Below are 13,838 nucleotides of genomic sequence, written 5' to 3' on the forward strand. Positions count from 1 at the left end.
GAGGACTAAAAAGTTGTGCTGAGCTTGCGGGTGACGTCGGCCAGGGATTGATCGTCGCCAACGTTGCCGGCGAAGACAATGTAGGGAATGCCCGCGGCCGGGCCATCAACGGGTTCCCAGAGTGAAACGATGCCCGGGAGCATGGGGCCGCGGACAATGGCGTGGCGAATCTCCAGCCCGTGCGCGGCAACGTCGGAGGAGGTGATGCCACCCTTGGCGATAACGAAGCGCGGGGGAGTGGACTTGAGCGTCTGGTTGACCACATCGACGACGGCGGCCGAGACTGTGCGGGCAATCAACAGGCTCGCTGCGGCGTCGTCAGATTTGATCAGCAAGCGGCTGGTATGGACAATCACGTCACCCGTTGCCAGCGCCTGGGCAATGTCGGCGACGACGTCGGACACGTGGGTGGCGCCGTCGTCGGCCAGTAGCTTCTGAACATCGATCTCAACGATCCGAGCCGAACTGTGCGCATCAGTGAGGGCCTTGAGCTGGCGGGTGGTGACGCCAACGTGGGAACCCACCACGATCAGCCCGCCGCGAGCCGAAGCTGCCGGAACGGTGCGGTCGGCATGGAAGATTTCCTCCGTGGCCAGTGGGGCGTGGATTTCCTGACCGATACGGGCGCGGACAAACGGCGGCCCAACGCGGTAGATGAACGACTTTCCGCGGCGCTCGGACTCTTCCAGGCCCAGGGCGAGGACGCGCAGGTCATTTTCCGTGACGGCGTCAACCACAATCGGGTTGGATGCGGTGGCTGCCTCGAGAGCGTCGGCGATGGCAGTGGCTCCGGCTGCGGGGGTGCCGCGGCGAATCAGGGGCAGGTCGAGGGTGATGACGCGGGAGGCAGGGATGCGGCCGTGGGACTTTTCTTCCACGTAGTCCGCAAGGGAGGAGTGCGTGAAGCCGAAGCTGGCATCGTTGGCGAACTCGGTTTCGGCCACCGGGATGAGTGTGCCGTTCTCGCCGCGGGTGAAGTGAATGCCGCCAATGGTGATGCGGCCGGCGTCGGGAAAGGCCGGGACGATGACAACACCGTCAATGGTTCCACCATTGTTGGCAGCGATTGTTGCGGCAATGGTGTCCGGCTCGAGGGGGAAGTGTCCGCGAAGAGTTGAATCGCTGCGGCTGACAAAGCCCACAGAAATGCCTGCAGTCTGGGCGGCAGCCAGAGCGTTGAGAACAATCTCATCGTTCCGGGCCGCAGCCTCGGCGGGATCCAAGCTGCGGGTGTTGGTGAGAACGTATACGGCCTTGGCCAGAACACCGTCGATCCTGTGTCCGAACACCCAATCGAAGTCTGCAACGTCCCACTGTGTGAGAACGGGCAGGTTTGCAACGGACTGAGTTCCGGTGGGGTCGTCGTCGAGCACAATGAGCACTCGGTCTGCGGCGGCAACCTTGGCGGAGACCAGAGCCGCAGGTACGGGGACCTCTGCCGGGTAAGCAGCCAGGAGTTCGGATTCAAGGATCATTTCTTCACACCTCTTTGTGGGGAATTCTTTTGTAAGATGTCTGACATCTAACATTTGACTGCTATTGTGGCACACGACACGTCACGCTTGCAAGCCGCTACCGGAACGCCCAGCAAGAAGGCCCTAAACTGTAGTTTCATTCGTGTGGGGAAAGGAAATCATGGCACGCAAGTCATTGACCGATGTGGTGGCTGATGATCTGCTGGACCGAATCGTCGCCGGTGAGTTCGCGCCGAACTCGCTAGTCCCGGGTGAACTGGAGCTGAGCTCCCAGCATGAAGTGAGCCGGATGACGGTACGTGAAGCCATGAAAACACTTGTCGCGCAGCGCATTCTCAGGGTGGAGCGGGGGCGCGGAACATTCGTCAACCCCCTCGCCAGCTGGGGTTCCCTCAACGCCGTGCTCCGGGCCGTCTCGGAGGGTGAGGATCACGCCGTCGTAGCTGTCCAGCTGATTGAGCTGCGGCGCATGCTGGAAACCGGCGCCTGTGAACTGGCAGCATCGCGCATCACCGATGAAGACCTCGAAGATATGGGCCAGCAGCTCAGCAAGATGAAGGCTGCCCATGAGGCGTCTGATGTGCCGGCGTTCGTGGCATCCGACCTCGCATTCCACGACATCATTTTGCAGGCGTCCGGCAATATTTTCGTGTCGGTGCTCTTTGACCCCCTGCACCGCATTTTGGAGAGCCGTCGCGCTGAAACGTCACAGGTTCCGCAGATCCAGAGCAACGCCATCGCCATGCACGGGGCCATTTTGACGGCGCTAAGCCAGCGCAAGCCGGAGCTTGCCCGGGTAGCCATGGACAATCACATGGCCCAAACGCTCGATGACCTCAAGAGCTACGTGCTGCGCTCGCAGTAAGGGCTCCACCGCAAGAATGCACGACGACGGTCAGCTCGCCTACCGTTGTGGGCGCAGCAGCAGCGGATGGTGTTCAGGCCGGGCAGAGATTTCCAACCCGGGCTGAACCTTGATTATCTAGCCTTTGGCGATGCAGAACTTGCAGCGCGGGTTGCCCCCAGTACCGGACATGCGATTCTTGGCCGGAATCAGTTTGCCTGCCTAGCAGTCATCGTGATCGTGGTGGACATCAGGATCTGATGGGTTGGACGAGTGATAGGCACTAACTTTCACAATAAACTCCTTGTGCGAATTGCAGTTCAACGATGAAGCCAATTGGAGACCATCGGCAGGCTCTGACGTTTCGCCTAAGATGGGATGAGATATGAATGAAGTCCCGGCTATAGTCAAAGTCGATTTTGGGCAGATTTTCCGGTGGAGTCCGTTTTCGTCCATTTATGTTCTCGTGGGGTTCCGGTGTAGCCGAGGCTTTTCCCGTAATGTCTTGTCTAGGAATATGAGTGGCATCAATAAAATGTCATAGTTAGATTATGACAACACCAGAGCACCCTGAGATGGGCTCGCAGCAGACCGCCTCATTTCAATCGCATCAATCAGACTTGGCACAGCCGGGCCTTGGATCGCCAATGCAGGGGCTTCCGCCCCAGCCGACAAAGGTGAAAAAACAGCGGAACGTCGTCGGCCTAATTGCACTCATTGTGGGGGTGATTGGGTTTGTTTTCGCTTGCATCCCCGGAGCCCTCATCCTTGGCTGGATTTTGCTGCCGATCGCATTCGTCCTGTCACTCGTATCTTTGTTCCTCAAGGACAAGGCAAAGTGGATGGGCATCACCGCTCTGCTCATCTCGATCGTGGGTACAATCGTAGGAGTTGCAGTCTTCGTCTCCGTTCTTGCCACCTCGGTCGACAACGCTATCGGCGGCGGAGACACCACCGTTGTCCAGCCGTTGGCTGATGCGGGCGCCAACAGTGGAGCAGCGCAGGAAAAGCCGGCATCGAACGCAGGAACCCGCGAGAACCCCCATCCAATCGGATCTGTTATCGAATCTGACGATTGGCGCGTCGTGGTTAATTCTGTCACCTTGGCTGCCACAGATGCAGTTATAGCCGCCAACTCCTTCAATGAGCCTGCAGCGGCAGGTTCCGAGTACATAGTCGTGAACTACTCCGCTACCTACCTAGGCGATGACCCCAACGGTCAAATGCCTGCCTTTGTTTCAATTGAGTACGTCACCGCGGACGGAAAAACCGTCAACGGACTCGATAAGATGGTTATCGCGGCAGATGCCATGGACACCACAAGCGCGCTATACAAAGACGGTACAGCAACAGGCAACGAGGCCATTGAAGTACCGACTGCCACGGCTGGCCAAGGCGTTCTTGCTGTCAGGCCCGGCATGATGGCCGACAAAATATTCGTAGCCGTCAAGTAAAACTCAGGAAAACTTTTAGTAGCTCCGATACAAAAAACAGATCATTTAGGAAAACGCAAAGCCCCCGTTTATCAACGGGGGCTTTGTCGTACCACTTCCAAGGAATCACGGCCACCAATTTGAACGCCGCTGGTGTAAAGGGTTGGTAGATAATTTGTTGGTAGCCCCGGTCGATTCTTGGGCATTTGCAATAGGCGTGTTGCAGTACGTATCCCTGAGTCACTGAATCTTGGCGGCGTTCCTCGTAGGGAAGCGGCCATTAAGGCTCGGTGTAGGTAACAACGACTTGTGGGTACCCGGGCACGTCTAACGTCCGTTGTTCAAAATCATCGAGCCGGATGAGGGTGAGGCCGTCCCAGCCCTCGTTCCGGGTGTTGCCACCCGCCACAACGGCCCACTCCGTTCCGGCAGCATCGCTCCAGGCTGTGACAGTCTCATGAGGCACGTCCAGGGGAGCGATTCGTTCGTCCCCGGTGTCCAGATTGAGCACGGAAAGGTTCGGGACGCCGTCGGCGTTGCCAAAGGATCCGGTCCCCACGGTTAGCAAGAGTCGACTGGCAAGAGCGGTGCCGTGAGCGTGCGAATTTGCGGCGCTGGGAATGGAGTTGGACTTGCCTGTCACTGGGTCAAACCGCACCACAACCTTCCCTTGCACAGGCAGCAGGATTGTCCCGTCCGCATCCACCGCTGCGTAATGGATTTTCTCCCACGAGGCCAACCCACCTTCTGTCCCGAAGGGTGCAATCTTGTGGGTCGTGGCACGCAGCGAAGCGGGATCCACCACGGTGACTGTGAAACTGTCGTGGTCTATGGTCGCCACCCACGCGCCGTCGGGGGCCACCACAACGTCAAACGGCCGCCATCCCACCCGCACTGAGCCCGTGAAAACTCCCCGCTGAACGTCAAACACTTCGAGGAAACACGTCTCAGTATCCAAACTGACGGCAACGTAAACGGCTGATCCGTCGGGCGCAACGGCCAAGCCCAGCCCACCCGGACGGTACTCGCCCTGACTAATTTCTGCTGCTGGGTGGAGGTACGGCACCAAGGAGCGGCGGGTGAACGTCGCTAAATCCACAACCGCCAAGCCCTCCGCAGTCGCCACATAAGCAGCATGGGTGGGGGAGTGGACACCGATTCCCCACGGTGCCGCACCAACAGTGATGAACTCAATCGCGCCCGGATCTTCATTCGACGGATCGATTCGCGCAATCTTGTCAGTGTGCGCCAGCGTCGCCAGCAAAAAAGAAGAGTTCGACGCCGGATGGCTCGCCGACGGCTTTGGGGCAGCAACGGTGCTGGGCTTCTGCACTGGCACACCATCTGTGGTGCAGCCGCCTAGGCCGAGAGCGGCAATTCCGGCCGCGCCTAACACCGTCCGCCGAGCGATTACGGGCTCCACTGTCGTGCCCGCGAAAGAGCTAAACGTAGCTGCGTACCGCCGGCTTCGGCGATCAGGCTCGTGTCGCCGACAACCACCAGCAACGTTCGTGCTCGGGACAGCCCAACATAAAGCAGCTCGGCTGCGCGCTCCATATCCTTGAAACCATTGACGCACAGGATCACAACGGAGCGTTCAAGACCTTTGAAGCCCAGGACGTGGCCGTAGAACTCACTTTCGTTGGCATGGAATTCACGCCAGTACTCACCGATTTCATTGCGGTCAGAGTATTCCAGATGGATTGGATGCCGGGTTTTGGTTGTCAGCAGGGCAATTTGGTTATTGGTCCAGCCGTCTTCAATGAGTGCATCAATGCAGCTACTGGCAACGTCCAAAGCGGCATCCGTAGCGCATTCGACCATCCGAACAGCCATTCCGGTGCTGCCTCGGGAGATGAACTTATCCCCGGCAAATTCCTTGAAAGTTTCGGCTATCTTCTTCGTATTGCGCAGATTCTCGTCGATGTGGATCGGGAGGAGATCGGCTATTGCATCATCGCTGGACCAGCGCTTGTAGACGTCCTGGCCATCATCCATAAAGGCATAGATTTCCGACTCGTCAGTGTCCTTCAGGCACGCACGCAGCGCTTCCCACCACAGAGGGGCAAAGTCCTGCGCCTCATCAACGATCACGGCATCGAACTTTTCATTCTCCGGAAGGTCCGCGGCAAGCTCTTTCAAAATCCGGGGCATATCCACATCGTAATAGTCCTGACCCTCGCCGTCGGGGACACCCAGGGACTTCACGAATTCATGGAACTCACCGGTGAATGCGGGCTTGGCCTGCCGCCAGCCGCTGACTTGGTTGGACAGGTACATGCCAAGGCCCTTGTTGTAGCAAAACAATCCCACGCGTTTTCTCGATTTGCACAGCTCCCTGGCCTTTTCCACCGCCAGCCAGGTTTTGCCGCTCCCGGCGCCGCCGGTGAACCTGATGCGTGGCAATGAACGTGTCGCAGAAAGCAGGACCTTCTGCCGCTCCGTCAGGTGATCCTGCTTGTCTTCATCTTCTCCATAGCCCGCTGCGTCATTGCTGGCTTGGTCAAGATTTCCCTCAAGTTTGGGGATAATTCGTTCCAAGAATTGTGCAGCTAGCGGTCCTGTGCCGTTTCCTTCGACTTGGATTGCGTGGCGGATCAGTTCGGCAGGATTCTTGAGATCGTCCTGATCCAGAAACAGCTTCCGAGGATTGCCGGACTTGACCCATTCTTGGCCAACAGAGGAGTAGGGGAATGCCGCCATGTAGACGAACCTGCTTGTCAGCAGCATTCCCATGTGGTCCTGCAGCCACAGCTTGAAGGCATGTTGGGAGCCTTGGGACTGTGCCAGCGGGTCTTTCAGTTTGCGCTTGCCGTCAGCACCACCGGATTGGAACCACTGGCCATTCTCATTGGTAACGAGGCCGCCCTTGACCTCGATGGCTGCTAGGCCTACGCCGGGCCAGAGCACCAGAATGTCGATCTCGTGTTCGGCCCGTCCGTACCGTACCTGGACCGAGTGGACCAATACAACGTCGTCAGGCAGTGATGCCTTCAGGACATCCCAGACGGCCTTTTCGGCAAGTTGGCCATCGCTGAAATCAGGTTCGGGCGGAATGAGGCGCAAGGCGAGTTCCTTTCGAAGATCATGGGAAATCCAAACCTATCGGGTGTTTCCACGAGGCGCTGATTGCTACACGGCACCGCAACGCATTTCCGAGCCAGCAGGCCGGAATGTCAACTGGAAACCTGGGAGGGGTGGTCACCGTTAGTGCCAAAGCTGCGGTTGTGGTTTCCTGGGACTGACAGATCCGCCGATTGCACTAGCAGAGTTCTCGTCGTGGACCTTAGAGCAGAGGGAGCTGACAAATGTCAGGCAGAGATATGAGCGTTGAATATTCCGTGTCGAAGGCCGCTCGGATGCTTGAAGTCAGGGATGCAACAGTCTTGGACTACATTGCAGCGGGCCAGTTGCCCAATGCCTATTTGGATCCCAGCTCAGGGCACGCATACAAGATTCCTCATGATGATCTACAACTACTCCGCCAAAAGGGAGCTCGAAATTTTGACGAGCGGCTGCGTGCCGCAGCAATGCTCTGGCTGGAGCAGAGGACAAGCGACGGAGCGGATGCGCTTCACACGTCTGACTTGGATGACTTCCAGTTTGAAGGCTCCCCATTCCGGTTGAAGGACACCACAAAAGGGATCCGGAAGCCAAAAGAACTGGACACTGCTCTCTCAATCACGACGGTTTACAGGGCGCCGGGTAAAGCCGCGCCCTATCGTGACGAAGTAGGTGCCGACGGATTACTTAGGTACAAGTGGGAGGGTGATGACCCCGACCTATATACGAACGTCGGATTGAGGAACGCCATGGAACGGAAGCTACCGCTCATTTGGTTCTTTGGCGTAGGCGCATCACAGTTTCAGGCAATCTTTCCTGTCTATTTGGTCGCAGAAGAGCCTAGGGAGCAACAATTTGTACTTGACATCGATGCAGCCAACAATCCCGCAGTTTTCAATGCTCCTGGTGTTGGCGTCGAGGCGCTAGGCCCTGTCAAGCAATATGCGAACCGATTGGCTAGAGTACGCCTACATCAAAGAGTCTTTAGGTCCTCAGTTCTTCGTGCTTACGATTCAAGATGTGCTGTCTGTAACTTGAAGCACGCAGTCCTCTTGGACGCTGCCCACATCATCCCGGATAGAGAAGAAAACGGCATCGCCTCGGTACAGAATGGCTTGGCGTTATGCAAAATTCACCATGCCGCATTTGACGCCAATATTTTGGGTGTTTCACCGAATCTCGTGGTTCACATTCGAGACGACGTCTTGTTGGAAGTGGACGGTCCTATGCTCAAGTACGGACTACAGGAGCGTCACAACCAGAAACTGATGAGCATTCCCGCAAATAAATCAGAAAAGCCCAGTGAGGATTTCCTAGCTCGTACATTCGAGAAGTTCCTTGCGAGATAGTCATGGGCTGCCTGTCGTCGAACCAAGACCGCCAGTCTTCACTTTCGACTCGGCTGATGTCACAGGAGACAAAATACTAGATGCGCTTCGGCGCCTGAGGTCGAGCCGGGGGATCTGAAATACGCAAGCTCCCTGAGCAGCGAAGCGCGTAGATAGATAGCTCCCGTCCTGGGGCCGCTCGTGCCCTTTCTTGGACTCAGCCATGTGCCAAATATGCATAGGGACGGTGACCGACGTCAAAGTGGGGCTAGCAGCAGAAGTTGGCCGACATTGAGTCCATCGTTAGTAAACAGGGGGAACACACTCCACCGAACAGCACGCAGCTTGCATTCCGAGAGGCAGAGGCCTCGGCTGTTACTTTAGCCAGCGACACGTTCACAGTTGCCTGAACATCAACTGCATTCATGGATCGGCGACCGCAACCAACTACCTGCAAATCAGATACAAACCCGGCCCCGTGTACGGCATTCGCCTTTGTCATACCCGCCGCATAGCTTGGCTTGGTGAACACTTTTGATGGGGAAAACTCGCCGGCGGCGAAATCCGAATCATGGCAAAGGGCACCGCGGACATTTCGGTCGGCGCCAAGGTGTCAGACGAAGACTGTACAGGCGAATTGGGTGGGTAGGTTTTCTTGGTTCCAGCAGGCCTAGTCACCAGGCCCCAGTGGTTGGATTTCGTCATCTACTGTCGCGTAACTTCTCCCCGTGCCACAGTGGACGTGTACCCCGCTTCCATAGGAGATCAGCCGTGAGCATTCGTGAAAACACCAACCGTCGACTCAAAGTAGTACTGGACATCATGGCCGCCGGATCGTGGCTGGACTCCAAGCCCAACGGGGGAGAGGTCCTGGCCGAGGCCGCCAAGCGTATTCCGTTCTCCAAGGAAGAATCCGAGCTTCTCAGCGGCGGCATTCCCCGTGGACACAAGAACCTCACCAAAGCTACGGCGGATCTGGTCAAGGCCGGCTGGATGACCAAGGGTCGGGGTGGTTGGGAGATCACTGACAACGGGCTGCGCGCCACCGTTGCCTTCGACACCGCTGACAAGCTGGCAGAGGCATTGAGCAACGGTACTTTGATCCCCGCTGGCACCCCGCTGCCCGAGCAGACCATTGAAAAGCCAACGGCTAAGAAGTCCGCCGCAAAAAAGGCTCCAGCCAAGAAACCGTCCACCAAAGCAACCACGGCCAAGGCCAGCGAGGCGAGCGAAACGGAAGCGTCCGGCGTCGTACAGGCCGAGCAGCCGGCAGCGGTGGCTCTGGCCGGGACCTTCGGCGAAGCGCTCGGTGCGGCTAACTGGGATCCCAGCCACTCCAACGTCCAGATGCAGCTGGACTCTACTGCTGGCGTTTGGCAGCTATCTGCCGAGCTCCCTGCCGGGCAATACAGCTACAAGGCTGTGCTGAACGGCAACTGGGATGAGAACTATGGTGCCTTTGGTCTGCTGGATGGTGCCAACCACGAGTTCGCCCACGCCGGTGGACCGGTGACTTTCCACTTCAACCACGCCACGAAGGACGTACTGCGCGGCGAGTAAAAGGCGGCAGCCCGCCAGGAGCGATTCACCGAGCGGCAGCTAACTTGCAGCAGCTACCTTGCGGCGGAGCCGTTGCGACGCCGCAAGGCAGCGGCCAAGTAGGTGGCAGTGCGGCTCTGCGGGACACCCGCTACTTCCTCAGGTGTACCAGCAGCCATGATGCGGCCGCCGTCGGCTCCACCTGACGGTCCAAGGTCAATGACCCAATCGGCGGAAGCCACCACGTCCATATCGTGTTCAACCACCACGACTGTGTTTCCGGCCTCGACCAAGCGGTTGAGCTGATGCAGCAGTAACTGCACATCGGCCGGATGCAGGCCGGTGGTCGGTTCATCTAGCAAATAGAGGCAATGGCCGCGCCGGGGCCGCTGCAGCTCGGTCGCCAGCTTGATCCGCTGGGCCTCACCACCGGACAGCTCGGTGGCAGGCTGCCCAAGCCGCAGATAACCCAAGCCCACTTCGCGCAGGGCCGCTAGGCTTCGCACCGCCGACGGAATGTCCTCCAACACCTCAGCTGCCGCATCCACCGTCAGCCGGAGAACCTCGGCAATGGTTTTCCCGCGGTACTTCACTGTGAGCGTCTCTTCATTGAAGCGGGAACCGTGGCACGCCGGACACGGTCCGTAACTACCTGGCAGAAACAAAAGCTCCACGGCGACCGAGCCCTCGCCCAAGCAAGTTTCACAGCGCCCGCCCGCAACATTGAAGGAAAATCTAGCCGCTGTGAATCCCTTAGCCCGGGCTTCGGGCACCGCAGCAAACTCACGACGGACGGCGTCGAACATCCCGGTGTACGTGGCCAGATTTGACCGTGGAGTCCGGCCAATAGGCCGTTGGTCCACCTGAACCACTCGATCAACCCCATCAAAGCCTGCACGTGTCACACTCGCGGCAAGTCCTTGATCGTCGGCATCGGTCTGCCCGCCAGCAGCGCTGTTGAGAACCTGCAACAGCGTGGATTTCCCGGAGCCGGAAACTCCCGTGAGAGCCACCAACGCGTGCTGCGGCACCCGAGCCTCAAGCTCCTGCAAATTGTGTTTGGTGATGCCCCGCAACTCCAACCATCCGCCAGGGGCCCGCCTCGCGTCCGTGGTCGCAGCGGACTGCGTTGACAGTGGCGCAGCGGGGGATAGCTCGCCCAGCAGAAATGGTCGCGTCAGCGACTCTGCAACATCGGCAAGTCCCTCCACGGGCCCGCTATAGACAACATGCCCACCCTGTTCCCCGGCCAGCGGGCCTACATCCACCAGCCAGTCCGCCCTACGCACCATGTCCATATTGTGCTCCACGATGAACACCGTGTTCCCTGTTGTTTTGAGCTGTTCCAGTACTTCCAGGAGTGGTTCCGCGTCAGCCGGATGCAGGCCCGCGGAGGGTTCATCCAGCACATAGATGACACCGAACAGGCCAGAGCGCAATTGTGTGGCGATCCGCAGTCGTTGCATTTCCCCCGGGGAAAGCGTTGGCGTGCTGCGTCCCAGGCTCAGATATCCCAAACCCAAGTTCAGCAGCACGGCAATGCGGTGATTTAGATCCTGTGCGATTGCCGCGGCGACAGCTTCACGGCTGCCGTCCTCTCCCACTGGGCCCGAGCTGAGGTTCTCCAGAGTGGCGGAAAGTTCCGTTAGCGGCAAGGCGTTCATGGCGGAAATAGTGCGACCCGCCACTGTGACCGCCAGCGCTTCAGGCTTCAGCCCGCTCCCGCCGCAGACTGGGCAAGGACCCGAATGCATAAACGCTAATGCCTGCTCACGCATGGGTGCACTCTTGGAATTGGCCAGGGTGTGCAGCACGTGACTGCGGGCGCTCCAAAATTTGCCCTTGTAGGGTTTCGCCACCCGATCCCTTTGCGGCGTCACTTCCACAACAGGCTGTTCTTCAGTGAACAAGATCCAGTCACGTTCGCTCTTTGGCAGCTTCTTCCAGGGACGGTCGACGTCGTAGCCTAAGTGCGTGAGGATGTCCCGCAGGTTTTTCCCTTGCCATGCGCGTGGCCATGCTGCAATGGCACCGTCCCTGATGGAGAGATTGGGATCAGGTACCAGCAACTCCTCGGTGACCGTATGGGCTGTGCCCAAGCCGTGGCACACGGGGCAGGCTCCGGCCACAGTGTTGGGCGAGAACGAATCCGAGTACAGGATGCCGGCGCCTTCCGGATAGTCGCCCGCTCTGGAGAACAGCATGCGCAGCGAGTTCGACAGTGTTGTCACGGTTCCCACAGAAGAGCGCGTGCTGGGACTGCCGCGTCGCTGCGCCATGGCAACTGCCGGGGGAAGCCCTGAGATTGATTCCACATGAGGCGTATTACCTTGTTGGATGAGCCGACGGGCATACGGTGCCACCGACTCAAAGAAGCGACGTTGGGCTTCAGCGAAGATGGTGCCGAAGGCCAAGGAGGATTTGCCGCTCCCGGAAATACCGGTAAATGCGACGATGGCATCTCGAGGAACATCCACATCTACGTTCTTGAGGTTGTTCTCGCGGGCGCCGCGCACCTGTAGAAAACCTGCGCGTTCCTTGTTCGTTGTCATCAAGTGCATGTCTGATTCGTGGTGAAGAGCCATCCTTCGACCATAGACCGAATCTCGTAGCTGCGCTGTGGCCTGTGGCATGTTGTGGCTGCCGTGCATTCAACAATGCGTCACCTTTTAGGGAGCGACCGAGCCTGAACCGTGGGCTAGAACATGCGTCAAAGTCCAGGGCGCGTCACCGAGGGAGGTAGCGTTTCGCCGCAGGCGCGCAGCACCGCTAGCCTTGAAGCATGACAACCGATGCGAGCGATTCCACCCTGAGCCCCGCCTCGGCGACAAAGCATGTCAGCGCCTGGCATGCGGAGGGTGGAAACCTGGTGGCTGAGGGTGACAATCTCAGCTTCCTGCGGACGCTTCCGGATGAAAGCTTCCGGCTCATCTACATCGATCCGCCGTTCAATACCGGCAAGGTCCAAGCCCGCAACAACATGACAAACGTGCGCAGCGAAACCGGCTCACGCGTGGGGTTTCAGGGCCGCAGCTACGAGACCATCAAGGGCCTGACGCTCAGCTACAACGATTCCTTTGGCGACTACTGGGAGTTCCTGGAACCCCGGCTTGAAGAGGCCTGGCGTCTACTCAAGGACGACGGCACACTCTACCTGCACCTCGATTACCGCGAGGTCCATTACGCCAAGGTCCTGTTGGACGCACTCTTTGGTCGCGAATGCTTCCTGAACGAAATCATTTGGGCCTACGACTACGGTGCCCGCTCCAAAAAGCGCTGGCCTGCCAAGCATGACAACATCTTGGTCTACGTTAAAAACCCCAAGACTTACTACTTCAATAGCGCCGAAGTGGACCGCGAACCGTACATGGCTCCCGGGCTGGTGACTCCCGAAAAGGTAGCGCTGGGCAAGCTGCCTACCGATACTTGGTGGCATACGATCGTCTCACCCAACGGGCGCGAAAAGACGGGGTACCCCACGCAGAAGCCTGTCGGCATTCTGCGCCGCATCATCTCCGCCAGTACCGAACGTGGTGACTGGGTACTGGACTTCTTCGGAGGCAGCGGCACTACCGGAGCCGCAGCTCTGGAACTTGAACGCCACTTCGTCATGGTGGACCAAAACCCGGAGGCGATCGAGGTCATGCGGACTCGCCTAGACCCTGAGCAGGTCACCTTCATCAAGCATGAGGCCATTGCGGCGATCCCAGCCGTTCAGCAGGAAGCCGCTACAGAGATCCCAGCGGGATAAACCACTCCACGGCGAGGTAGATACACGCGCCGATAGTCACAACTCCGGTGAGGCACGCCGCGATCCAGAGTGACCGGCGTCGTGCCTTCACGGCAAGACCCAGCAGGAGCGGGAACGCGAGCATGGCCAGCGTGGCCAGGAAACCCAGAAGACCCAGAGCAATGGCTGGTGTCGTGGTTCCGGAACCCGACGCTCCCGTCATGATGATGAACGAGACCAAGGCCAGAATAATGGCGGGATAAGCCAGCGAAGCCCAGCCCACGATCGCAATGACAATGCCCAACCACGGTGGGCGATGCGGCTTCGGGGATGCGGCCGACTGAGCCACAGAGGTGGCCAAACGCTGGGACGGGATCTCACGATGAGGGCGGGGCATGAACTTATTCTGGCACGTACTGCTGGGCG

The 13,838-nt window shown here is 58.6% G+C and carries 10 protein-coding genes; 5 read left to right on the forward strand and 5 right to left on the reverse strand.

What is annotated here, in order from left to right:
- Nucleotides 1–5: 5 nt before the first annotated feature.
- Nucleotides 6–1,475 carry a four-carbon acid sugar kinase family protein gene (locus CXQ93_RS01200; RefSeq protein ID WP_104108667.1) on the reverse strand — a complete coding sequence of 490 codons (1,470 nt, stop codon included), beginning with the start codon at nucleotides 1,473–1,475 and terminating at the stop codon, nucleotides 6–8.
- Nucleotides 1,476–1,635: 160 nt separating this feature from the next.
- Between CXQ93_RS01200 and CXQ93_RS01205 the strand changes: the two genes are divergently transcribed.
- Both CXQ93_RS01205 and CXQ93_RS01215 read left to right on the forward strand, forming a co-directional pair.
- A complete protein-coding gene (locus tag CXQ93_RS01205) occupies nucleotides 1,636–2,340 on the forward strand; it encodes a FadR/GntR family transcriptional regulator (protein ID WP_104108668.1) in 705 nt (234 codons plus the stop codon).
- A 656-nt stretch (nucleotides 2,341–2,996) separates the two neighbouring features.
- Entirely contained in the window at nucleotides 2,997–3,773 is a 777-nt protein-coding gene (locus tag CXQ93_RS01215; protein ID WP_258068509.1) for a hypothetical protein, read from the forward strand.
- A 259-nt stretch (nucleotides 3,774–4,032) separates the two neighbouring features.
- On the opposite strand, the gene CXQ93_RS01220 is transcribed toward CXQ93_RS01215, so the two are convergent.
- Together CXQ93_RS01220 and CXQ93_RS01225 are read right to left on the reverse strand one after the other, a co-directional pair.
- Nucleotides 4,033–5,085 carry a hypothetical protein gene (locus CXQ93_RS01220; RefSeq protein ID WP_258068510.1) on the reverse strand — a complete coding sequence of 351 codons (1,053 nt, stop codon included), beginning with the start codon at nucleotides 5,083–5,085 and terminating at the stop codon, nucleotides 4,033–4,035.
- Between the two features lie 77 nt (nucleotides 5,086–5,162).
- Nucleotides 5,163–6,818 carry an NERD domain-containing protein gene (locus tag CXQ93_RS01225; RefSeq protein WP_104108671.1) on the reverse strand — a complete coding sequence of 552 codons (1,656 nt, stop codon included), beginning with the start codon at nucleotides 6,816–6,818 and terminating at the stop codon, nucleotides 5,163–5,165.
- Nucleotides 6,819–7,060: 242 nt separating this feature from the next.
- Between CXQ93_RS01225 and CXQ93_RS01230 the strand changes: the two genes are divergently transcribed.
- Both CXQ93_RS01230 and CXQ93_RS01235 read left to right on the forward strand, forming a co-directional pair.
- A complete protein-coding gene (locus CXQ93_RS01230) occupies nucleotides 7,061–8,164 on the forward strand; it encodes an HNH endonuclease (RefSeq protein WP_258068511.1) in 1,104 nt (367 codons plus the stop codon).
- 750 nt (nucleotides 8,165–8,914) lie between these two features.
- Nucleotides 8,915–9,703, forward strand: coding sequence for a glycosidase (locus CXQ93_RS01235; RefSeq protein WP_258068512.1), 789 nt, complete (start codon nucleotides 8,915–8,917; stop codon nucleotides 9,701–9,703).
- Nucleotides 9,704–9,756: 53 nt separating this feature from the next.
- On the opposite strand, the gene CXQ93_RS01240 is transcribed toward CXQ93_RS01235, so the two are convergent.
- Nucleotides 9,757–12,267 carry an excinuclease ABC subunit UvrA gene (locus tag CXQ93_RS01240; RefSeq protein WP_181036003.1) on the reverse strand — a complete coding sequence of 837 codons (2,511 nt, stop codon included), beginning with the start codon at nucleotides 12,265–12,267 and terminating at the stop codon, nucleotides 9,757–9,759.
- A 197-nt stretch (nucleotides 12,268–12,464) separates the two neighbouring features.
- On the opposite strand from CXQ93_RS01240, the gene CXQ93_RS01245 reads away from it, so the two are divergent.
- Nucleotides 12,465–13,433, forward strand: coding sequence for a site-specific DNA-methyltransferase (locus CXQ93_RS01245; protein WP_104108673.1), 969 nt, complete (start codon nucleotides 12,465–12,467; stop codon nucleotides 13,431–13,433).
- Here CXQ93_RS01245 and CXQ93_RS01250 read toward each other — a convergent pair.
- Nucleotides 13,411–13,809 carry a hypothetical protein gene (locus CXQ93_RS01250; RefSeq protein ID WP_104108674.1) on the reverse strand — a complete coding sequence of 133 codons (399 nt, stop codon included), beginning with the start codon at nucleotides 13,807–13,809 and terminating at the stop codon, nucleotides 13,411–13,413. The two genes, CXQ93_RS01245 and CXQ93_RS01250, sit on opposite strands and share 23 nt — an antisense overlap.
- Nucleotides 13,810–13,838 lie beyond the last annotated feature (29 nt).

Source organism: Arthrobacter sp. N199823 (assembly GCF_002929705.1).
Classification (GTDB): Bacteria; Actinomycetota; Actinomycetes; order Actinomycetales; family Micrococcaceae; genus Specibacter.